Genomic DNA, 19172 nt, shown 5'->3' with positions numbered 1-19172 from the left:
CCACGTCATTCGATGCGGGCTACCCGGCCCTGCACCAGAACGATCGTGACGGTACGGGCGCCACGCCGGTATTGCCAGCGCTCGCCCGCATCCGTTTCGGCCTTGCCGGGCTGGCGACGGCGGTCGGCCTTGCCACGGCGCTTGCCCTTGGTCCGGGCGCCTTCTTGCTTCGCCGCCGCGCGGTGCACGGGCTGGCCGAGCAGTTCGATCACCTGTGCCGCGGTATCGCCGGTGGCGAGCACCCGGCTGCCGACGCGCAGCGTATCCGCTTGTGCCGGCGCCGACAGCAATGCGCATAGCGCCAGGCTGGTCCAGATCCGCATCGCTTTCTCCTTTCGATGTGCCAGCGCACTTGAAGGAAGAAAGTTAGACGCCGGCGGGCGAACGACGGCAGCGGCGGACGCCGTGGCGACGCGTAGGATCGCGCCGCCGCGGCATGTACGTCAGCGGCGCTGTTCCTCGATGGAGCCGACCTTGCCGCCCACGATGGTGATCGTGGCGATGCGCCCGTCCTCGCGCTGGTACTGCCAGCGCTCGCCGACATATCCGCCGTGTTCGCTCTCGATGGGTTCCTTGAACGACGGTTCGCCGAGCAACTGGATGGCGCGCGAGGCGCTTTCGCCGACGCTGAGCACCTGGCTGCCGACGCGCATCGTGCTGGAGGCGTGGGCGGCGACGCTGGCGAGCAGGAGAGCGGATAACAGTAGGCGGCGCATGGGAGACTCCTTTCCTGGGGTCGGTGCGGTGCGGTGCGGTGATGCTCAGAAGCCCGAGCCGGGCTGGGCGAGATAATGCGCCTCTTCAGGCGTGGAAGTCCTACCCAGCACGGTATTGCGATGCGGGAAACGGCCGAAGCGCTCGATTACGGCACCATGGCGCCGGGCGTAATCGACGTAGTTGGCGTAGAGCGGCACATCGGGGTGCGCGAGGTGCAGCTTGCCGAACAGATCGAGGCAGCGCTCCTGCAGGGACGCGTCCTCCGCGTGTTCCAGCGGGAGATATGCGAAAGCCCGCCAGTGCGGCGGCAATGCCTGGTCGAAACCCTGGTCGAGGCCATGCAGGGCGAGCTGCTGCGCGCGGGCATCGCAGTCGAACGCGCGCCGGTCGCCGCGATAGAGATTGCGGCTGAACTGGTCCAGCACAATCAGCAGCGCGAGCCAGCCCTGCGGCTGCGCGGCCCAGGCGTCGAGCTCACCGCGCGCAGCGCGCTCGTGCAGCGCGCCGAAGCGCGCGCGGATGGCGGCATCGAACGCGTCGTCGCGCTCGAACCAGAAAGCCTCGTGGGTGGGGTCGAACCAGAAATCCAGCACTTCCTGCGCGTTGGACATGGATATCGCTCAACCGTGGGTGGTACCGGCCAGGCAATGCATGTCCCGGTGCATGCCGTAGAGCCGGTCGAGCTGCCGGTTCAGGCCGGCCTCGGTGCGGCGGCCCGTGCGTTGCACGCGCCGTTCGAAACTATGCAGGAGACCGCATTCGTGCCGCGCCAGGCATTGTACCCAGGCGGCATCGCGGTGCCCGGCGAAGCGCGTGGACACGTCGGCAGCCAAGGTGCGCAGCGATCCGGCCAGCGTGCCCCGTTCGGCCGGCGTGCCGCCGTCCGCCCGCACCTGCGCCTGAAGATCCCCGATCAGCGAATCGAGCGTCTCCAGGTTTTCGAACAGCAGAATCTGCAGGGCCGGATCGCGCACCCGCTCGAGTGCCCGGCGATGCAGCCCGCGATCGTCGATGCCGCGGCGGATCAGGGCATTGAACAGCGTTTGGTCGAGATGCGACACGGCGACCGCCTCCGGGCGGTTCGAACAGCTGCAGGTGGAGCGGTAGGGAAACGTGTGGATATGCTCGGGCCCAGCGTCTTAGCGAAGCATTAATTCCCGCGCGGCGCCCGCCATCCGCTCAGCTACGGTTCGCTGTCGTCACTGCGCGATCTGCACAAGGTTCAAAGCTTGTCCGCCCCCGCCGCGCACCCCTTGCTGCAATTCGGCCAGTTGGCGAATGGAGGGACACAAAGCCTGGATCTCCGGGCGCAGGGCCTGCATGCGCCGCTCCAGCCGCGGCCGCAGTTGCGTGGCGAGGTCCGAGGCGCGGTCGCGCAGGCTGGCGGCAGCCTGCATGTCGCCGCTCATCGCGGCCTGGATCGCCTGCTGTCCCAGGTCGCCGGCCAGTACCGGGAGCAGGTCGCCGGCCACCTGGTTGGCGTACTGCTCGGCCAGGTCGCCCTGCCAGTCGCGGGTGCTGTTGCTGGCGTCGATGCGCTGCTTCAGTTCCGCCACGCGGGCGTCCAGGCGCCGATTAAGCTCCGTCATGGTGTCCGCGCCCAGTCCCAGGTTGCCCGCCTCGGCGCGTACGGCCTGCGCCAGCATGTCCGCGCCATGGCGGGCCACCGCCTTGGCGCGGGGCGCGAGCGCCCGCAGTTCGCGTTCGAACAGGGCCAGGCGGTCCTGGTCCTCGGCCTTCAGCGCGACCGGCGTGCCGTCGGTACGCAGGTTGCCGTCGTGCAGCTCCACGTGGAAAGGCGCCGGCTGGGGGCGGTCGAACAGCAGCTGCGAAGGCTGCAGCGTCAGGTCGTAGCTGCTGCTGGCCTGGCACGTGGTAGCCAGGTCCTGCGCGCGCAGGCCGGCGCTGGCGAAGCTCAGCGATGCGGCGACCAGCAGCAGGGGAAGGGAATGACGGCGATGCATGCGGCTTGACCGGAAACAGGGAAGCGCAGCGATAGCGCCCTTGCGGACAACCCGGGCTGAACCCGGGCTTCCGCGGGCTCAGTGGCGGCGTTTGTGGAACTGGGCGGCGACCGCCGGCCGGCCGAGCGTCCAGGCCAGCCACAGCAGTACCGGCACGGCCACCACGCGGATACCCATCACCAGCTGGTACATGCGGCGGGCGCGCTCGACCATCATCACCCCCACCTCGCCCACCTGCGGGTTGGCCAAGGCCGCTTGCCGCGCCAGTTCGAAGCGGTCGCGGTCCAGCCACATCTGCACGCCGGCATAAGCCGCCCAACAGGCCAGCAGCACCGCCACCGCCTGCATGGTGGGGCGTGCCCATTCCTGTCGCAGCGCGCAGCCGGCGCAGACCACGATCACGGCCAGCGACGCGGCGAGATAGCCGTAGAACCCGAATCGCAGGTATTGCACGCCGCCGTATGCGGCCAACAGCAGCAGCAGCCATACGGCCACCGGCCATGCGGCGAACGCCCGGGCAGAACCCGCCGCGCCGGAACGCACCTTCAACAGCATCAGGACGAACCCTTGGACGACGACAGGGTCGAGAGATCCGATTGCACCTGGGCGGAATTCTTTTCCGGGTCCACGTCCTGGTAGACCTTCGCCACCTTGCCGTCCGGATCGATCAGGAAGGTGGTGCGCTTCGCGTAATGCATGCCCATCTTGGAAGTGAGAACGCCATAGGCAGCGGCCACCTTCTGGTCGCTGTCAGCGAGCAGCGGGAACGGCACGTGGTACTTGGCGGCGAAATCGGCATGCGACTTCACGTCGTCCAGGCTGACGCCGACCACCATGGCGCCGGCCTGGCGCAGCTTGGCGACGTCGTCGCGGAACGTGCACACCTGGGTGGTGCAGCCCGGGGTGAAATCTTTCGGATAGAAATACAGCACCAGCCAGTGGCCACGGAAATCGGCCGGCGTGTGCCATTTGCCGTTCTGGTCCTGCAGGCGGAAATCGGGGGCGGCCTGCCCCACTTCCGGCAACGCCGAAGGCGTGTCGGCGGCAAACGCCGGGGCGATCAGCCCGACGACAAGAAGCAGCGCGAACAGCAGAAAGTTACGGCGCATGACGGCACTCCGGGGGAAGGGGAAACAGGCGGAGTGTACGCGCACCGGCAAGAAGAAGGGCGCCCAGGGGCGCCCTTCCGAGACCAGCGACCATCGCCGCTTACGGGCGGGAAATGGTGAACTTGCCCACCGACACGCCAAGGTTGACGCCTTCGCCCGTGCCCGCCAATGCAAGCGACGTGGTGCCCTTGGTCAGCACCTGCGCCTGGCCGCTCTTGACCACGCCTGCTTCGGCGCCCGCCTGCACGTAATCACCGAAGACATCGTCGATCGAACGCACATGGCTGATGTCGCCCTTGCCATTGTCGATGCGGTACTTGCCGGCGGTCAGGCCGCCGCCTTCGACGTTGATCTTGACGTTGGCCTTCTGGCCGTTGTCGCACGTGACGGTGCCGGTACCTTCGGCGTGCTTGTAGATGATCGACCAGCCGGAAAGATTGAACCGCATCTTGCAGTCCACGTTCGCATCGGCGGCCCGCGCGCTTCCCGTGGCGGCCATGCCGCCCGCCATCGCCAGCACCAGCGCCATCATTCCCATCGAACGCTTGATCATGTCGTTCTCCTTCATCGGTAGGGTCAGTGCCCGGAATCATGGTAGGCGCGCTTGCTGAACGCGCCGGAAAAACCGGGCGGGGCATTCAGATTTGGGCAATCCCCGTGATAGCAGCGTGCAAGAACGGCGAGGGTTTTGATGTGCCGCTAACAAAGGCACGCGCAGACTTGTCGCCACCGACACGGATAAGGGAGCCGCCATGAAAACCCGGACCGCACTCGCCTTTGGCCTGACGTGCCTGCTGTTCGCGGGCCATCCGCTGTTCGCCCAGACCTCCGGCACCACCCATCACCGCACGCGTACCGTCTGCGAAAACGTCACCGTGCAGGACCAGCCCAAGGACAAGAACCAGATCACCGGCATGCTCGTCGGCGGTGCCGCGGGCGGCCTGCTCGGCAACCAGGTCGGCGGCGGCAAGGGCCGCACCTTGGCGACGGTCGCCGGCGCCGTCGGCGGCGGTTATGCGGGCAAGAAGATCCAGGAGAACCAGCAGGCCAAGCACACGCACGTGGAACGTCGCTGCCGCGAGGTTGCCTACTGATCGTTTCCGGCAAGACCTCGGCTCGACGTGCACCCATGCGCTGACCGACGTTCCGGCCACAGGCCAAAGGGGGAGCGATGCTCGCTTATTCGCTGGTCGGCTATGACGGTTCCGCGTCGTCGCAGCGCGCCTTCCGTTTCGCTATCGCCCTCGCGCGCGCCTGCGGCGGGCGCGTGCGCGTGGTCACCGCGGTGAAGCTGATCGAGGGCGCCGCCGATACCTGCGCTCTCGTCATGGCCGACTCCGGCGCGCGCCGCGCCGGCGAGCTTCTGGCCGAACTGCGCGATATCGAACCGGAGGCCGAAAGTTTGTTCGATGTGGAGGTGATGCCGGGCAGCCCGGGCGATGTCCTGCTGGAAGAGGTGCGCCAGCACCGCATCGACCATATCGTCATCGGCCATACCGAGCGCGGCGCCCTGGCTCGCTGGCTGCTGGGCTCGGTGTCGAGCGACGTGCTGGCGCGCTCGCACGTGCCGGTGACCGTGGTGCGCTGAGCCGCGGCAGGCCGAGTGGGCTGGGATTAATCACCCGGCCCGGTCTCGTCGTATGCTGTTGTCATATAACAGTCATGCCAGGCCGGCGCGCGTGCCCCGCAGCGGATGGCCAGGCCCGCACAGGAAATGCCGCGTGAGCTACAACACCTCCTTGCCCTGGACCTTGGAAAGCCTGGACCTGGACCGCATCGAGCTCGACCGCGTCCGCCACAACGAAGACCTCTTCTTCCTGCTGTGCAGCGCCTCCTTCGTGGAGAGCGGCTCCGACCTGTACACCCATAACCTGGTCGATCACTTCGCCGGCGACGAAACCTTGCAGACCTGGCTCAGCCAGCACTGGGAGCACGAGGAACTGCAGCACGGCCGCGCCCTGGCCGCCTACGTGCGGAAGGTGTGGCCGGAATTCGACTGGGAGCGCGGCTTCAAATCCTTCTGGGACGAGTACGGCGCGGTGTGCACCGCCGACGAGCTCGAGCCCAGCCGCGGCCTGGAGCTGGCCGCGCGCTGCGTGGTGGAGACCGGCACCGCCAGCCTCTACCGCGCGCTCAACGACATCACCGACGAGCCGGTGCTCAAGCAGCTGACCAACCACATCAAGAGCGACGAAGTGCGCCACTTCAAGCACTTCTACCAGCACTTCCGGCTGTACCGCGAAAAGGAAGGCTTCGGCCGCTACAAGGTGTTCCGCGCGATCCTGCGGCGCGTCAACGAGATCAAGAGCGAAGACAGCGACATCGCGCTGCGCCATGTCTTCAACCAGTGCTACCCGCAGCACAAGGACAACCCGGCGGAGTTCAAGCGCATCACCGGGCGCGCGCAGGCGCTGCTCCGCCGCAACATTCCCGCCGAGATGACGGTGAAGATGCTGCTCAAGCCGCTGGACCTGCCGCCGCGGCTGCAGGACATGGTGGAAAAACCGCTGGCGAAGATGGCGGAGAAGCTGTTCCTCAACTGATCCCGCTGAAACGTCACCCCGGCCTGCGCCGGAACGACGATAAAACGGGCCTGCTCAGCGGCGCCCGGCTTCCAGCTCCCGCTCGCGCTCTTTCGTCTCGCCTTCAGGCCAGTGGTACCAATCTTCGTGCGGCGAAAACTGCCGGCACGCAAGACAGGCCGTGATTTGCCAGCGATAGCTGCAACCGGGGCAGACGCCGCCGGTCCAGAACGTGTTCCACACCGTGCCGCAGCCGCCCATGCCTGGCGAGCACTCCCAACGGCTGTCGCCTAGCGGACGCCAGGCGCACTGTGGACAGAAAATCTGCGGCTCGTTCACGGCGCGGGCTTGCCGGCATCGGCCGGCCGGTCTGCGGCCTGGATCTTGCGCTGCTCATGCTCCACCGACTTGAGCTTGGCCAGGTCCACCGGGCGTATCTCGCCGATCGTGCAAGGGATGTCGCCCCTGCCGGTCAGCACGCGGTCGAAGCGCACCTGCACCTCGTTCAAATTGGACGTGAGCCCGATGGTGTTGGTGAATTCCAGGTCCGGGCACGGACCCATCACGGTGACCAGGTAGGCCTCGCTGGGCCGCGTGTAGATCGCCAGTTGGCTACGGCCGAGCGGCTCCCAGGAGTAGAGCTCGAAGAAACGGAAACTGCGCACCGGCTCCTTGGCGGCGGCGGCGTAGGCGGCCTGGCGTGCGCTCACGCGCTCGGCATAAGGCACGCTGGAACAGGCCGCCACGGCCAAGGAAGCGATGGCGGCGAGGTAAAGACGCTTGGCGAACATGGCATGTCCTCCGTGGAGGGGAGACCCGCATCGGAACGCGCATCGCCGTTCGCGGTGCACGGCGCCTTACTTCTTCTTGGCGTTGCCCTTGCCCACCGGCTGCCATTTGTCGGGATCGAAGCCGCCCACCTCGTACACCAGCGTGAGCTTCTTCTCGCCGTCCTGCATGGTGACGTCGATAGAGATTTTCTTCGCCTTCTGCAGCATCGCGATGAAAGCCTTGTCGTCGCGGATCATCAGCGCCGGCTCGCCGGTGCTGGGCGCGAAGGCCTTGATGCCGGTGTCCTTGCCGTCCACCACGGTCTTGAGCGTGCAGTTGCCCTTGCACACGAAGCCGTGCTCGCCGCTGGCATAGAGGAAGGCGTTCTGGCCCCACTCGGTATGCCGGCGCAGCACCAGGCGCACGCGATCATTGCCGGAAGGCTGGCTGCTGTAGATGGTGGCGGTGGACTGCGTGCCGCCGGCCATCGGCGATACCTGGTACAGCCACAGGCCCTGCAGCCGGTTCTTCTCGCTGGTTTCCTTCCAGCGTTTCTCGATCTCCGGCAGCGTCTGCTGCACTTCCTTGGCAGCCGCGCTGTCCGGATAGCGGCTGACGATCTCCTTGCCCATCGAGGTCGCCATCTCGTCGTTGTGGATGCGCAGGAGCTGGCGATAGGTGTCCAGCTTGGTGGCAGCCTCGTCGGCCTGGGCCTGGGCGGGCGCCTGGGCCGGCGCTCCCGCCTGGTCGCCCGACTGGGAACAGCCGGCGAGAACGAAGAGAGCGGCCAGGGCGGCGGGACGAAGGCGCGGCAGGTTCATCGGCGGTATCCGTGCGGGAAAGGCGCCTAAGAGTGGAACGGGCGGCGGGGCCGCGCAACCGCTCAGGCGCCGGCCGGCACTTCGCCGAAACGCTCGCGCAGTTGCGCGCGGTAGCGCCGGCTGCATGGCACTACCACGCCGTCGCGCATCCGCAGGCGCGCTTCGCCGGCGTCGAGCGGCTCGATCTCGGCCAGGTAGTCGAGGTTCACCACGTAGCTGCGATGCACCCGCACGAAGCGGCGCGTGTCCAGGCGTTCCTCGATACCGGCCATGGTGCTGCGCAGCGGATAGTCGCGGCCGCGCACGTGCAGGTTCACGTAGTTGCCCGACGCCTGCAGCCACTCGATTTCGCTGGCATTGATCAGGAACTCCTTGCCCAGCTTGCGCACCAGGAAGCGCTCGGGCCTTTCCACCGGTTCCACCGGCGGGCCTTCGTCGGGCTCGGCCAGCAGGCGTGCCTCGCCCTGCCAGCGCATCAGCCACAGCCGGGACAGGCTGACCAGGGCGATGATCAGGAAATAGCTGCGCACGTCCTTGAGATACTCGTAGCCGAAGTTCGGCCACCAAGCGCCGAAGCGGTAGTGCTCGCCTAACGCCGCATAAGCCAGCTTGCGCAGGGCGACCATGCCGCCCACGTGGAGCAGGCTGAACGGCACGCTGGCCAGCAGGTGCCAGGGCAGACTGGCGCGCCAGCTGTCGAGCCGGAACGGCCAGCGCCACTCCACCGCCAGTACGGCGGGGATCAGTACCAAGGTCAGCAGGCCGCTGCTCCATTCCCAGGTCCACGGTTCCCAAGCCGGGATGCGCGGGTTGTCCATCCGCGCCACGATGCTGTTGAACACTGTGTTGAGCAGGGTGACCAGTACCCAGAACGCCGTTCCGAGCGGCCGGCGCCAACGCTGGAAGTCCTGGTAGTCGAGGCCGGGCCGGGTTTGCATGGCCGGCATTCTACGGGGGCCGCGGCTCGTCCCGGCGGTCCGCCATCCGTCCCTGGCACCCCGCGATCAGTCACCTGGCGCTGGGATGCGTGCCGGAAGCGGCACAGCATGCGGGGCATCCGGCGCCGCGCGCCTTCCACGAGCCTCTACCCATGAAACGCCGCGACCTGCTCAAAGCCTCTCTCGCCCTCCCGCTGCTGCCATTGGCGTGGCGCGCCGGTGCCGCCGTCGCGGGGACGCCAGCCGGCGCGAACAGCGCGCTCGCCGGGCTGCGGACGTTTCACCGCGTCCGCCCCGGCCAGCCCGGTTGGCCGGCGCCGGCGCGGTGGGACGAATTACGGCGGCAGGTGGGTGGCCGCCTGCTGCAACCGCGTTCGCCGTTCGCCGCATGTCCTTCGGCGGCCTGCGACGAGGCCGTGCGCCTGCTGGACAACCCGTTCGCCCTCGGCGACGACCCGGCCCTTACCCAGACCAGCGGCTGGGCCGATGCCTGGGTATCCCAACCCAGCGCTTACGCGGTGGCCGCCGAAAGCCCGGCCGACGTGGCGGCCGCGGTCGACTTCGCCCGCCAGCATCGCCTGCGCCTGGTGGTGAAGGGCGGCGGCCACAGCTACCAGGGCACCTCGGAGGCGCCGGACTCGCTTTTGGTGTGGACTCGCCACATGAACCAGATCACCCTCCACGACGCCTTCGTGCCCCGCGGAGGCGAGGCGCGTGCGCAGCCGGTGCCGGCGGTGAGCGTGCAGGCCGGCGCGATGTGGATCGACGCCTATCACGCGGTCACCACCCAGGCCCGGCGGTACGTGCAAGGCGGCGGCTGCGCCACCGTCGGCGTGGCCGGGCTGGTTCAGAGCGGCGGCTTCGGCAGCTTCTCCAAAGGCTTCGGCAGCGCGGCCGGTAACCTGCTGGAGGCGGAAGTCGTCACCGCCGACGGCAAGGTGCGCGTGGTAAACGCCTATAAAGACCCGGAACTGTTCTGGGGCATCAAAGGGGGCGGTGGCGGCAGCCTGGGCATGGTGACGCGGCTGACCTTGCGCACCTTCGACCTGCCGGAGTTCTTCGGCGCGGTGATGGGGCGCATCAAGGCTGCTTCGCGCGAAGCGTTCCGCGCATTGATCGGCCAGTTCGTGTCGTTCTACCGCGAAGCGCTGTTCAACCCGCACTGGGGCGAGCAGGTGGCCTTCCGCGACGGCGACACGCTGAAGCTGTCGATGGTGTTCCAAGGCCTTACGCAGGAACAGGCACAGCAGACTTGGGCACCCTTCCTCGCCTGGATCAAGGCACGCCCCGAATACAGCCTCGCCGAGCCGATCCAGACCATCGCCTTGCCTGCCCGCCATTTCTGGGACGCGGCGTACTTTCGCGAGCATGCGCCGCAGTACATCGTTTCGGATGATCGGCCCGGTACTCCGGCGCACCATATGATCTGGCGCGGCGATCACGACCAGGTGGGCTGGTTCATCCATGCCTACCAGTCGGCCTGGATGCCGGCCGCGCTTCTGCAACCAGCGCGGCAAGACGCGCTCGCCGGTGCCCTGTTCGCGGCTTCGCAGCACTTCGACTATGCGCTGCATTTCAACAAGGGTCTCGCAGGAGCGCCAGCCGACGCGATCGAACGGGCGCGCGATACGGCGACGAACCCGGACCTGCTCGAAGCCTTTGCGCTGGCGATCTGTGCCGATGGCGGCGAGCCGGCGTTCGCCGGCCTGCCGGGGCGCAGCCCGGACCTGGCCGGGGCGCGCCGGCAGGCGCAGAAGATCGACCAAGCCATGCAGGCCCTGCTGAAGGTCGCGCCGGATGCGGGTTCGTATGTCTCGGAGAGCGACTACTTCCTGCGCGATTGGCAGCAGCGCTTCTGGGGCTCCAACTATCCGCGGCTGGCGGCGGCCAAGCGCCGCTATGACCCGGAGGGGCTGTTCTTCGTACGCCACGGGGTGGGCAGCGAAGCATGGAGCGAGGACGGATTCACGCGCCGGGCCTAGGTGCTCTTGGACGGCGCCGGGGAGAAGCCGATCGCCACGCGCTCTAGCACTCGCTCCCCATGGTGGAATCCAGGTGCTCGACGCGAGCGATATCGTCCAGCCAGACCCAGCGGTGCCAGTCCGGCCTGTCCGGACGCTCCAGGCGGACCTCGCCGTTGATGCCCTCCTGCGCCTCGGCGTTCTGGTAGAGCTGCACGTTCGGGCGCTCCACGATGATGCCCTCGCAGGTGGCGCCGTCCTTCAGCAGCAGGCGCACGTGGCCATTGGTGGGCAATTCGCGCACCAGCGCCTCGAGGGCCTGGATGGCGTTCGAGTCCGTATACACGTGTTCGGCGGATCGGCCCATGCGGCATTTCTCCACGGTAGAACCCGTCGACACGCTAGCCAATGCGGCGGCAATACCGGGTCAAATCGGAGGCATGGCGGCGTAAAGCACGTCTGCGTGTTGCCGGGCCTGCGCGGCACCGGATAATGCGCGCTCCCCGAGAAGGACCGCCATGTCGACCTCGAGCACGGCCGCGCAGCTGCGGCAGCATCCCGCCTTCGTCCAGTTCTGGTTCGCGCGCATCGCCTCCGGCTTCGGTTTCCAAATGCTCTCGGTCGCCGTGGGCTGGCAGATCTATGAGATCACCGGGCGCGCGCTCGATCTCGGCCTGATCGGCCTGGTGCAGTTCTTTCCATCGGTGCTGCTGGCCTTGCCCGCCGGGCACGTGGCCGACCAGTTCGAACGGCGCCGTATTGTGCTGCTCGGCCAGATCGTGGATCTCCTGGCCATCGGGGTGCTCGCCGCATTGAGCCTGTTCCACGCCGCGCACGAGACCGGCATCCTCGCGCTGGTGTTCGTCATCGGCGTGGCGAAGGCCTTCGAGTTTCCAGCCATGCAATCCATGCTGCCGGCGTTGGTGCCCCCGGAGATCCTGGGGCGCGCGATGGCAGTGAACGCCTCCGCCGGCCAGGCGGCGATGATCATGGGCCCGGCGCTCGGCGGCCTGCTTTATGTCGCCGGTCCGGGCGTGGTGTACACGGTGTGCGCTCTGCTCTATCTCGGCTCGGTGGTTCTGATGAGCCGGCTTCGCTACGAACAAGCGCAACCGAAACGCGAGCCGGCCACCCTCAAGACGCTGTTCGCCGGCGTGCATTTCATCCGCGCACGGCCGGACGTGCTGGGCGTGATCTCGCTGGACCTGTTCGCCGTGCTGCTCGGCGGCGCCACGGCCCTGCTGCCGATCTTCGCCAAGGACGTGCTGCACACTGGCCCCTGGGGCCTGGGCCTGCTGCGCGCCGCGCCGGCGGTAGGCGCGCTGCTGATGTCGCTGTGGCTGGCACGGCACAACATGGAGCGTCGCGTCGGCACCCTCATGTTCGCTTCGGTGGCCGGTTTCGGCGTGGCGACGCTCGTGTTCGCCTTGTCCACCCGGCTATGGCTGTCGTTGGCGGCGCTGTTCGCGCTGGGCGCGTTCGACATGGTGAGCATGGTGATCCGCGGTGCGCTGGTACAGCTGGATACGCCGGACGACATGCGCGGCCGCGTCAGTGCGGTGAACGCGATCTTCATCAATACCTCCAACCAGCTCGGCGAGTTCGAATCCGGCCTGCTCGCGGCCTGGGCAGGCGCGATCAACGCCACCCTGATCGGCGGCATCGGCACCTTGGTCGTCGTAGGCCTGTGGATGTGGATGTTCCCCAGCCTGCGCCGGCGCCAGCGCCTGCATGCGGAGCCGGACGAGCTGAGCCAGCCCGCCGCGGATACGCTGTAACGGCGGCAGATATCGATCTGGCCGCTCATGACGGTTGCGGCCGCGCCGACCATCGAGCTGCGCCGGTCTTCCACCAAGCCGGCCTTCCATCAAGCAAGGCGAAGCCATGATCACCGTGCACCATCTCAACCACTCCCGCTCCCAGCGCATCCTGTGGCTGCTCGAGGAGCTCGGCCTGCCGTACGAGATCAGGCGCTACGAGCGCGACCCACGGACCTTGCTGGCGCCGCCGGAACTGCGCCAGGTGCATCCGTTGGGCAAGTCACCGGTGATCACCGACGGCGAGCTGACCCTGGCCGAGTCCGGCGCGATCGTCGAGTACCTCGCCGACCGCTACGGCGAGGGGCGCCTGCTGCCCGCGCCGGGCACCCGCGACCGCCTGCGCTGCACTTACTGGCTGCATTACGCCGAGGGCTCGGCCATGCCACCGCTGCTGCTGAAGCTGGTGTTCTCCCGCTTGGCGAAGAGTCCGGCGCCGTTCTTCGTCCGCCCGCTGTTGCGGAGCATCGCGGCGAAGACCCAGCGGGTGTTCGTGGACCCGCAACTGAAGACCCACCTCGAATATCTGGAGGGCGCGCTGGCGGAATCCCCCTGGTTCGGCGGCGACCGGTTCACGGCCGCGGACATCCAGATGAGCTTCCCGCTCGAAGCCGCCGCTTCCCGCGCCGGCCTGACCGAGGCCGCGTATCCCCGCTTGTGGGGCTTTCTCCAGCGCATCCACGCCCGGCCTGCCTACCGGCGCGCACTGGAGCAAGGCGGCCCCTATGGCGTGGTGGAATGAGGCACGGCAGACCAGGACGGGTCGTCATAGCTGAACCTTTACAGCGCTGTTTACGCACCGCTCACGATGGCGCTGGCATGGTCTGAGATCTGTCTCAAGGAGAACTCGCCATGGCCCGGAATCGCGACATCGAAAGCACCATCAACGGCATCGGCGACCAGGTTCGCGAGCGCGCCCGCCACTACGCCGACGTGGCAGGCGACCACACCGACAGCCTGATGGAGCGTGGCCGCGACATGCGCCGCCGTTTCGGCCGCCACAAGCACGACTACGCGCGCCGCCTCTCGCATGCTGCGGAGGACATCGCGGACGAAGCCAATTACCAGTACCGCCGCCTGCGCCGCCAGGTCACCCGGCACCCGGTGGCGACCGTGGCCATCGTGGCCGGCACCATCGGTGCCTTCCTGCTGCTGCGCCGCGCGTTCCGAGGCGACGACGAAGATTGAGACCGCGCGGAACGCGCCGCCGGACGTCTGGACGTCCATAAGGCCTGAAACGAGAAACCCGCCTTTCGGCGGGTTTCTTTTTTGCCACGTCGGTAACGTCAGACCGTGAGCGGATTCGGCTTTTCCGGATCCAGCTTGTACTCCTTCATGGCGCGGGCGACGTCCTTCGGATTGACCTTGCCGTCCTTCGCCAGCGCGGCCAGCGCCGCATGCGCGATCCAGTAGCGGTCCACCTCAAAGAAGCCGCGCAGGTGCTCGCGCGTATCCGAACGGCCGAAACCGTCGGTGCCCAGCACCGTGTAGCGCATGCCGTCCGGCATGAAGGCGCGGATCTGGTCGGCGAACTCGCGCACGTAGTCGGTGGCGGCGATGGCCGGGCCCTGGCGGCCCTGCAGCAGCGCCGTCACGTGCGGCAAGCGCTGTTCGGCTTCCGGATGCAGGCGGTTCCAGCGCTCGGCATCGAAACCGTCGCGGCGCACTTCGCTGAAGCTCGGCACCGACCAGATGTCGGCGGTGACGCCGAAGTCCTTCTCCAGCAGCTCGGCGGCAGCGATCACCTCGCGCAGGATCGTGCCGGAACCGAGCAACTGCACGCGCGGCTCGCCCTTCTTCGGCTTGCCGGCATCCTTGAACAGGTACATGCCCTTGATGATGTGCTCTTCCACGCCCGCCGGCAGATCCGGATGGCTGTAGTTCTCGTTCATCACGGTGATGTAGTAGTACACGTCCTCCTGCTCCTGGAGCATGCGGCGCGTACCGTCCTGCATGATGACCGCCACTTCGTAGGAGAAGGTCGGGTCGTACGACTTCACGTTCGGGATCGCGCCGGACATCAGGTGCGAGCTGCCGTCCTCGTGCTGGAGACCTTCGCCATTGAGCGTGGTGCGGCCCGAGGTGCCGCCGATCAGGAAGCCGCGCGCGCGCATGTCGCCGGCGGCCCAAGCCAGATCGCCAATGCGCTGGAAGCCGAACATCGAGTAGTAGATGAAGAACGGCAGCATCGGCACGTTGCTGATGCTGTAACTGGTGGCCGCGGCCATCCAGGCGGCCATGCCGCCGGCTTCGGAAATGCCTTCCTGCAGCACCTGGCCCTTCTGGTCCTCGCGGTAATAGAGGAGCTGGTCGGCGTCCTGCGGACGGTACTTCTGGCCGAACGGCGCGTAGATGCCGATCTGGCGGAACATGCCTTCCATGCCGAAGGTGCGCGCCTCGTCGGCCACGATCGGCACGATGCGCTCGCCGATCTGCTTGTCGCGCAGCAGCAGGTTCATGCCGCGGACCAGCGCCATCGTGGTGGAGATCTCGCGCTCGCCGGTGCCCTTGGTGATCTGCTCGAAAGCGGACAGCTCCGGCGCCTTCAGCTTCACGTCCGACGTGCGGCGGCGCTGCGGCAGCGCGCCGCCCAGCGCGCGGCGGCGCTCGAGCATGTACTGCACTTCCTCCGAGTCCTTGCCCGGGTGGTAGTACGGCACGTCCTTGAGCTTGTCGTCCGTCACCGGAATGTTGAAGCGGTCACGGAAGTGGCGCACGGCCTCGTCGTCCAGCTTCTTCTGCTGGTGGGTCGGGTTCTGCGACTCGCCGGCCGCGCCCATGCCGTAGCCCTTCACCGTCTTGGCCAGGATCACCGTGGGCATGCCCTTGGTGTTCACCGCCGCGTGGTAGGCCGCATAGACCTTGTGCGGATCATGGCCGCCGCGGTTGAGGCGCCAGATGTCGTCGTCGCTGAGGTTCGCGACCATCTCGCGCGTCTCCGGGTACTTGCCGAAGAAGTGCTCGCGCGTGTACGCGCCGCCGAAAGCCTTGCACGCCTGGTATTCGCCGTCGATGGTTTCCATCATCAGCTTGCGCAGCACGCCGTCCTTGTCGCGCGCCAGGAGCGGATCCCAATAGCTGCCCCAGACCACCTTGATGGCGTTCCAGCCGGCGCCACGGAACACGCCTTCCAGCTCCTGGATGATCTTGCCGTTGCCCCGCACCGGACCGTCCAGGCGCTGCAGATTGCAATTGATCACGAACACCAGGTTGTCCAGGCCTTCGCGGCCGGCCAGGGAGATGGCGCCGAGCGACTCGGGCTCGTCCGTCTCGCCGTCGCCCATGAAGCACCAGATCTTGCGGTCGGACTTCGGGATCAGGCCGCGATGCTCCAGATACTTCCAGAACTGCGCCTGGTAGATCGCCTGGATGGGGCCCAGGCCCATCGACACCGTAGGCACCTGCCAGTAGTCCGGCATCAGCCAGGGATGCGGGTAGGAAGACAGGCCGCGGCCCTTGCCCGCCACTTCCATGCGGAACAGGTCGAGCTGGTCTTCGCCGATGCGACCTTCGAGGAAGGAGCGCGCATAGATGCCCGGGCTGGAATGGCCCTGGTGGAACACCAGGTCGCCCGGGTGGTCGGCGCTCGGCGCGCGCCAGAAATGATTGAAGCCCACGTCGTACAGCGTGGCCGAGGACGCGAAGCTGGCGATGTGGCCGCCCAGCTCGCCCGGCTTGCGGTTGGCGCGCACCACCATCGCCATCGCGTTCCAGCGAACCAGGGTGCGGATGCGCCATTCGATCGCCGCGTCGCCCGGGCTCTTGGCCTCGCGACTCGGCGGGATGGTGTTGACGTATTCGGTGGTCGGATCGAACGGCAGGTAGCCGCCGGCGCGGCGCGTCGAGTCGACCATCCTCTCCAGGAGGTAATGCGCGCGCTCGGTGCCGTCGTGATTGATGACCGCATTGAGCGAGTCGACCCATTCCTGGGTTTCGGTGGGGTCGAGGTCCTGGTGGAGGATGTCGTCGAGCTGATCCATGGGGAGGCTTCTCTCCGCGACGCCGGGAAACCGGCGTGGCTGCAGGTGGCGCATCGGGGATGCGGGGAACCGCCCGAGTTTAGCTCCGGCGGGGTCTGGCCGCCAATTCGACGGGCGTCTATACGGCGCCGCATGGGGCCCAGGGCGATTTGGACATGGCAAAAAAGAACCGGCGGTCGCCCGCCGGTTCCCTGTCGACCTGCAGTGGGTATCCCCGCTGCCCGGAAGGAGGAGAGCTAAACGCTCAGCGCCCCATCTGCCCGCGGATCTGCGCATCCACCGCCGCGATCGCGGTCATGTTGACCACGCGGCGCGGCGTCGAGGCCGGCGTCAGGATGTGCGCCGGCTTGTCGATGCCCATCAGGATCGGGCCGATGGCCACGCCGTCGGTCATCACGCGGACCATGTTGTAGGTGATGTTCGCCGCGTCGAGATTGGGCATCACGAACAGATTGGCGCGGCCGGTCAGCGTGGTGTGCGGGAACATGCGCGTACGCAGGCCCTCGTCCCACGCGGTGTCAGCCTGCATCTCGCCGTCCATCTCCAGCTTGGGCAGACGCGACTTCAGCAGTTCGTACACCTTGCGCATCTTCGCCGCGCTGGGGTTGTCGTGGCTGCCATAGTTCGAGTGCGACAGCAGCGCCACCTTCGGTTCGATGCCGAACAGCTTCAGGCGATAGCTGGCCTGCAGCGTGGCTTCGGCGATCTGTTCGGCCGTGGGGTCGACCTGCACGTGCGTATCGAGGAAGAACCACGCGCCCTGGTCGTTGATCACGCCGGTCATGGCCGAGGTGCACTGCACGCCCGGGTCCAGCCCGAACACGCTGCGCATGTAGCCCAGCTTCTTGTGGAAGCGGCCGACCAGGCCGCAGATCATCGCGTCCGCCTCGCCGCGCTCGACCATCAGCGAGGCGATCAGGGTCGGGCGCGAGCGCAGCAGGTTCTTCGCCGCCGCCGGCGTCACGCCGCGGCGCTCGGTGAGCGCGTGGTATTGCTGCCAGTAATCGTTGAAGCGCGGATCGTCGTCGATGTTGGTCAGCTCGAAGTCCGTGCCAGCCTTCATGCGCAGGCCCAGGCGCTGGATGCGCGTCTCGATCACGCTCGGGCGGCCGATCAGGATCGGGAAGGCCAGGCGCTCGTCGATCACCGTCTGCACCGCGCGCAGCACGGTCTCTTCCTCGCCTTCGGCGTAGACCACGCGCTTGCGGTCCGCGCGGGCGCGCTCGTACACCGGCTTCATCAGCAGGCCGGTGCGGTAGATGAACTGGCCGAGCTTCTCCTTGTACGCGTCCATGTCGTGGATGGGGCGCGTGGCCACGCCGGAATCCATCGCCGCCTGCGCCACCGCCGGCGCCAGCATCACCAGCAGGCGCGGGTCGAATGGGCGCGGAATCAGGTACTCGGGACCGAAGGTCGGCACGTCGCCGCCATAGGCTCCGGCCAGGTCGCCGGCTTCCATGCGGGCAATCTGGGCGATGGCGCGCACGCAGGCGGTCTTCATCGCCTCGTTGATGCCGGTGGCGCCGACGTCCAGCGCGCCGCGGAAGATGTACGGGAAGCACAGCGCGTTGTTGACCTGGTTCGGGTAGTCCGAACGGCCGGTCGCGATGATGCAGTCCGGACGGACCTTCTTGGCGTCCTCCGGCAGGATCTCGGGATTCGGGTTGGCCAGCGCCAGGATGATCGGCTGCTTGGCCATGGTGGCGACCATCTCCGGCTTGAGCACACCGCCGGCGGAAAGGCCCAGGAAGATGTCCGCGCCTTCGACGATTTCGCCCAGCGTGCGCGCCTTGGTGTCGCGCGCGTAGCGCTGCTTGTCCGGGTCCATCTGGTCGCGGCCGGTATACAGCACGCCTTCGCGGTCGTACGCCAGGATGTTCTCCGGCTTCAGGCCCAGCGCCACAAGCATGTCCAGGCAGGCGATGCCCGCGGCGCCGGCGCCGGCCGTGGCCAGCTTCACGTCCTCGATCTTCTTGCCCACCACTTCCAGCGCATTGACCACCGCGGCGCCGACGATGATGGCGGTGCCGTGCTGGTCGTCGTGGAACACCGGGATCTTCATGCGCTCGCGCAGCTTGCGCTCGACGATGAAGCACTCCGGCGCCTTGATGTCTTCCAGGTTGATGCCGCCGAAGGTGGGCTCCAGGCTGGCGATGATGTCGACCAGCTTGTCCGGGTCGCGCTCGTCGATCTCGATGTCGAACACGTCGATGCCGGCGAACTTCTGGAACAGCACGCCCTTGCCTTCCATCACCGGCTTGCCGGCCAGCGGGCCGATGTCACCCAGGCCCAGCACTGCGGTGCCATTGGTGATCACCGCCACTAGGTTGCCGCGCGCGGTCATCTCGCTGGCGGCCTGGGCATCCTCGACGATCGCTTCGCAGGCATACGCGACGCCCGGCGAATAGGCCAGCGACAGGTCGCGCTGGGTCACCATGGCCTTGGTGGCGGAAACCTTGATTTTGCCGGGGCGCGGCAGGCGGTGATATTCGAGGGCGGCGAGTCGAAGTTCTTCGGGGAGAGCCATGGGATGCGCAGTCGATGGGGGATTTAAGTGCCGCCGCAGGCGGTA

21 protein-coding genes are annotated in these 19172 nt (G+C 67.4%); 7 read left to right on the top strand and 14 right to left on the bottom strand.

Features of this window, described 5'->3' with window-relative positions; translation table 11 throughout:
- Window positions 1-5 precede the first annotated feature (5 nt).
- The 8 genes from RKE25_RS04095 to RKE25_RS04060 form a co-directional block, all read right to left on the bottom strand.
- Window positions 6-323: a DUF2845 domain-containing protein gene (locus tag RKE25_RS04095; RefSeq protein WP_311840994.1), complete on the bottom strand. Its 318-nt coding sequence runs from the start codon at window positions 321-323 to the stop codon at window positions 6-8.
- A 120-nt stretch (window positions 324-443) separates the two neighbouring features.
- On the bottom strand, window positions 444-716 hold the full coding sequence (locus RKE25_RS04090) for a DUF2845 domain-containing protein (RefSeq protein WP_311840993.1): 273 nt from the start codon (window positions 714-716) through the stop codon (window positions 444-446).
- 45 nt (window positions 717-761) lie between these two features.
- Window positions 762-1328 (bottom strand): DUF924 family protein, encoded by a 567-nt coding sequence (locus tag RKE25_RS04085; protein WP_311840992.1) that lies wholly within the window; start codon window positions 1326-1328, stop codon window positions 762-764.
- Between the two features lie 9 nt (window positions 1329-1337).
- Window positions 1338-1778, bottom strand: coding sequence for a PA2169 family four-helix-bundle protein (locus tag RKE25_RS04080; RefSeq protein ID WP_311840991.1), 441 nt, complete (start codon window positions 1776-1778; stop codon window positions 1338-1340).
- A gap of 138 nt (window positions 1779-1916) precedes the next feature.
- Window positions 1917-2681, bottom strand: a complete 765-nt coding sequence (locus RKE25_RS04075; RefSeq protein ID WP_311840990.1) for a DUF2884 family protein — start codon at window positions 2679-2681, stop codon at window positions 1917-1919.
- Between the two features lie 78 nt (window positions 2682-2759).
- Window positions 2760-3236, bottom strand: coding sequence for a hypothetical protein (locus RKE25_RS04070; RefSeq protein WP_311840989.1), 477 nt, complete (start codon window positions 3234-3236; stop codon window positions 2760-2762).
- A complete protein-coding gene (locus tag RKE25_RS04065; protein WP_311840988.1) occupies window positions 3236-3790 on the bottom strand; it encodes a peroxiredoxin in 555 nt (184 codons plus the stop codon). Before RKE25_RS04065 ends, RKE25_RS04070 begins: the two co-directional genes overlap by 1 nt.
- Before the next feature lie 100 nt (window positions 3791-3890).
- Window positions 3891-4343: a hypothetical protein gene (locus RKE25_RS04060; RefSeq protein ID WP_311840987.1), complete on the bottom strand. Its 453-nt coding sequence runs from the start codon at window positions 4341-4343 to the stop codon at window positions 3891-3893.
- A gap of 199 nt (window positions 4344-4542) precedes the next feature.
- On the opposite strand from RKE25_RS04060, the gene RKE25_RS04055 reads away from it, so the two are divergent.
- The 3 genes from RKE25_RS04055 to RKE25_RS04045 all read left to right on the top strand — a co-directional run bounded on the left by RKE25_RS04055 (window position 4543) and on the right by RKE25_RS04045 (window position 6333).
- Window positions 4543-4884 (top strand): glycine zipper 2TM domain-containing protein, encoded by a 342-nt coding sequence (locus RKE25_RS04055; RefSeq protein ID WP_311840986.1) that lies wholly within the window; start codon window positions 4543-4545, stop codon window positions 4882-4884.
- A 77-nt stretch (window positions 4885-4961) separates the two neighbouring features.
- Window positions 4962-5378, top strand: a complete 417-nt coding sequence (locus RKE25_RS04050) for a universal stress protein (RefSeq protein WP_311840985.1) — start codon at window positions 4962-4964, stop codon at window positions 5376-5378.
- 133 nt (window positions 5379-5511) lie between these two features.
- Window positions 5512-6333, top strand: a complete 822-nt coding sequence (locus tag RKE25_RS04045; RefSeq protein ID WP_311840984.1) for a ferritin-like domain-containing protein — start codon at window positions 5512-5514, stop codon at window positions 6331-6333.
- A 314-nt stretch (window positions 6334-6647) separates the two neighbouring features.
- Here RKE25_RS04045 and RKE25_RS04040 read toward each other — a convergent pair whose 3' ends face one another.
- From RKE25_RS04040 to RKE25_RS04030, 3 genes are all read right to left on the bottom strand, one after another.
- A complete protein-coding gene (locus RKE25_RS04040) occupies window positions 6648-7103 on the bottom strand; it encodes a DUF6491 family protein (RefSeq protein ID WP_311840983.1) in 456 nt (151 codons plus the stop codon).
- A 66-nt stretch (window positions 7104-7169) separates the two neighbouring features.
- On the bottom strand, window positions 7170-7904 hold the full coding sequence (locus RKE25_RS04035; RefSeq protein WP_311840982.1) for a hypothetical protein: 735 nt from the start codon (window positions 7902-7904) through the stop codon (window positions 7170-7172).
- 62 nt (window positions 7905-7966) lie between these two features.
- Window positions 7967-8842 (bottom strand): LytTR family DNA-binding domain-containing protein, encoded by an 876-nt coding sequence (locus tag RKE25_RS04030; RefSeq protein WP_311840981.1) that lies wholly within the window; start codon window positions 8840-8842, stop codon window positions 7967-7969.
- Between the two features lie 152 nt (window positions 8843-8994).
- On the opposite strand from RKE25_RS04030, the gene RKE25_RS04025 reads away from it, so the two are divergent.
- Window positions 8995-10824: an FAD-binding protein gene (locus tag RKE25_RS04025; RefSeq protein WP_311840980.1), complete on the top strand. Its 1830-nt coding sequence runs from the start codon at window positions 8995-8997 to the stop codon at window positions 10822-10824.
- 43 nt (window positions 10825-10867) lie between these two features.
- Here RKE25_RS04025 and RKE25_RS04020 read toward each other — a convergent pair whose 3' ends face one another.
- Window positions 10868-11170 (bottom strand): DUF3247 family protein, encoded by a 303-nt coding sequence (locus RKE25_RS04020; protein WP_311840979.1) that lies wholly within the window; start codon window positions 11168-11170, stop codon window positions 10868-10870.
- Window positions 11171-11321: 151 nt separating this feature from the next.
- Here RKE25_RS04020 and RKE25_RS04015 point away from each other — a divergent pair, with 151 nt between their 5' ends.
- The 3 genes from RKE25_RS04015 (at window position 11322) to RKE25_RS04005 (ending at window position 13808) form a co-directional block, all read left to right on the top strand.
- Window positions 11322-12581 (top strand): MFS transporter, encoded by a 1260-nt coding sequence (locus RKE25_RS04015; protein WP_311840978.1) that lies wholly within the window; start codon window positions 11322-11324, stop codon window positions 12579-12581.
- Window positions 12582-12687: 106 nt separating this feature from the next.
- Window positions 12688-13362, top strand: coding sequence for a glutathione S-transferase (locus RKE25_RS04010; protein ID WP_311840977.1), 675 nt, complete (start codon window positions 12688-12690; stop codon window positions 13360-13362).
- 110 nt (window positions 13363-13472) lie between these two features.
- Entirely contained in the window at window positions 13473-13808 is a 336-nt protein-coding gene (locus tag RKE25_RS04005) for a hypothetical protein (RefSeq protein WP_311840976.1), read from the top strand.
- Between the two features lie 98 nt (window positions 13809-13906).
- Here RKE25_RS04005 and aceE read toward each other — a convergent pair whose 3' ends face one another.
- A complete protein-coding gene (gene aceE, locus RKE25_RS04000) occupies window positions 13907-16600 on the bottom strand; it encodes a pyruvate dehydrogenase (acetyl-transferring), homodimeric type (RefSeq protein ID WP_311840975.1) in 2694 nt (897 codons plus the stop codon).
- Window positions 16601-16844: 244 nt separating this feature from the next.
- The gene (locus tag RKE25_RS03995) at window positions 16845-19127 is read right to left on the bottom strand and encodes an NADP-dependent malic enzyme (RefSeq protein ID WP_311840974.1); all 2283 of its coding nucleotides are present in this window, start codon (window positions 19125-19127) and stop codon (window positions 16845-16847) included.
- Window positions 19128-19172: the final 45 nt, after the last annotated feature.

It is taken from the genome of Dyella sp. BiH032 (assembly GCF_031954525.1).
GTDB lineage: Bacteria > Pseudomonadota > Gammaproteobacteria > Xanthomonadales > Rhodanobacteraceae > Dyella_D.
Note: the sequence above shows the minus strand (reverse complement) of the source record. Positions and strands in the feature narration are given on the sequence as shown.

What these genes read in the sequence shown, in the direction of transcription:
- RKE25_RS04095 (WP_311840994.1), bottom strand. Translation starts at nt 323, where the DNA reads ATGCGGATCTGGACCAGCCTGGCGCTATGCGCATTGCTGTCGGCGCCG.
- RKE25_RS04090 (WP_311840993.1), bottom strand. Translation starts at nt 716, where the DNA reads ATGCGCCGCCTACTGTTATCCGCTCTCCTGCTCGCCAGCGTCGCCGCC.
- RKE25_RS04085 (WP_311840992.1), bottom strand. Translation starts at nt 1,328, where the DNA reads ATGTCCAACGCGCAGGAAGTGCTGGATTTCTGGTTCGACCCCACCCAC.
- RKE25_RS04075 (WP_311840990.1), bottom strand. Translation starts at nt 2,681, where the DNA reads ATGCATCGCCGTCATTCCCTTCCCCTGCTGCTGGTCGCCGCATCGCTG.
- RKE25_RS04070 (WP_311840989.1), bottom strand. Translation starts at nt 3,236, where the DNA reads ATGCTGTTGAAGGTGCGTTCCGGCGCGGCGGGTTCTGCCCGGGCGTTC.
- RKE25_RS04065 (WP_311840988.1), bottom strand. Translation starts at nt 3,790, where the DNA reads ATGCGCCGTAACTTTCTGCTGTTCGCGCTGCTTCTTGTCGTCGGGCTG.
- RKE25_RS04060 (WP_311840987.1), bottom strand. Translation starts at nt 4,343, where the DNA reads ATGATCAAGCGTTCGATGGGAATGATGGCGCTGGTGCTGGCGATGGCG.
- RKE25_RS04055 (WP_311840986.1), top strand. Translation starts at nt 4,543, where the DNA reads ATGAAAACCCGGACCGCACTCGCCTTTGGCCTGACGTGCCTGCTGTTC.
- RKE25_RS04050 (WP_311840985.1), top strand. Translation starts at nt 4,962, where the DNA reads ATGCTCGCTTATTCGCTGGTCGGCTATGACGGTTCCGCGTCGTCGCAG.
- RKE25_RS04040 (WP_311840983.1), bottom strand. Translation starts at nt 7,103, where the DNA reads ATGTTCGCCAAGCGTCTTTACCTCGCCGCCATCGCTTCCTTGGCCGTG.
- RKE25_RS04035 (WP_311840982.1), bottom strand. Translation starts at nt 7,904, where the DNA reads ATGAACCTGCCGCGCCTTCGTCCCGCCGCCCTGGCCGCTCTCTTCGTT.
- RKE25_RS04030 (WP_311840981.1), bottom strand. Translation starts at nt 8,842, where the DNA reads ATGCAAACCCGGCCCGGCCTCGACTACCAGGACTTCCAGCGTTGGCGC.
- RKE25_RS04025 (WP_311840980.1), top strand. Translation starts at nt 8,995, where the DNA reads ATGAAACGCCGCGACCTGCTCAAAGCCTCTCTCGCCCTCCCGCTGCTG.
- RKE25_RS04020 (WP_311840979.1), bottom strand. Translation starts at nt 11,170, where the DNA reads ATGGGCCGATCCGCCGAACACGTGTATACGGACTCGAACGCCATCCAG.
- RKE25_RS04015 (WP_311840978.1), top strand. Translation starts at nt 11,322, where the DNA reads ATGTCGACCTCGAGCACGGCCGCGCAGCTGCGGCAGCATCCCGCCTTC.
- RKE25_RS04010 (WP_311840977.1), top strand. Translation starts at nt 12,688, where the DNA reads ATGATCACCGTGCACCATCTCAACCACTCCCGCTCCCAGCGCATCCTG.
- RKE25_RS04005 (WP_311840976.1), top strand. Translation starts at nt 13,473, where the DNA reads ATGGCCCGGAATCGCGACATCGAAAGCACCATCAACGGCATCGGCGAC.
- aceE (WP_311840975.1), bottom strand. Translation starts at nt 16,600, where the DNA reads ATGGATCAGCTCGACGACATCCTCCACCAGGACCTCGACCCCACCGAA.
- RKE25_RS03995 (WP_311840974.1), bottom strand. Translation starts at nt 19,127, where the DNA reads ATGGCTCTCCCCGAAGAACTTCGACTCGCCGCCCTCGAATATCACCGC.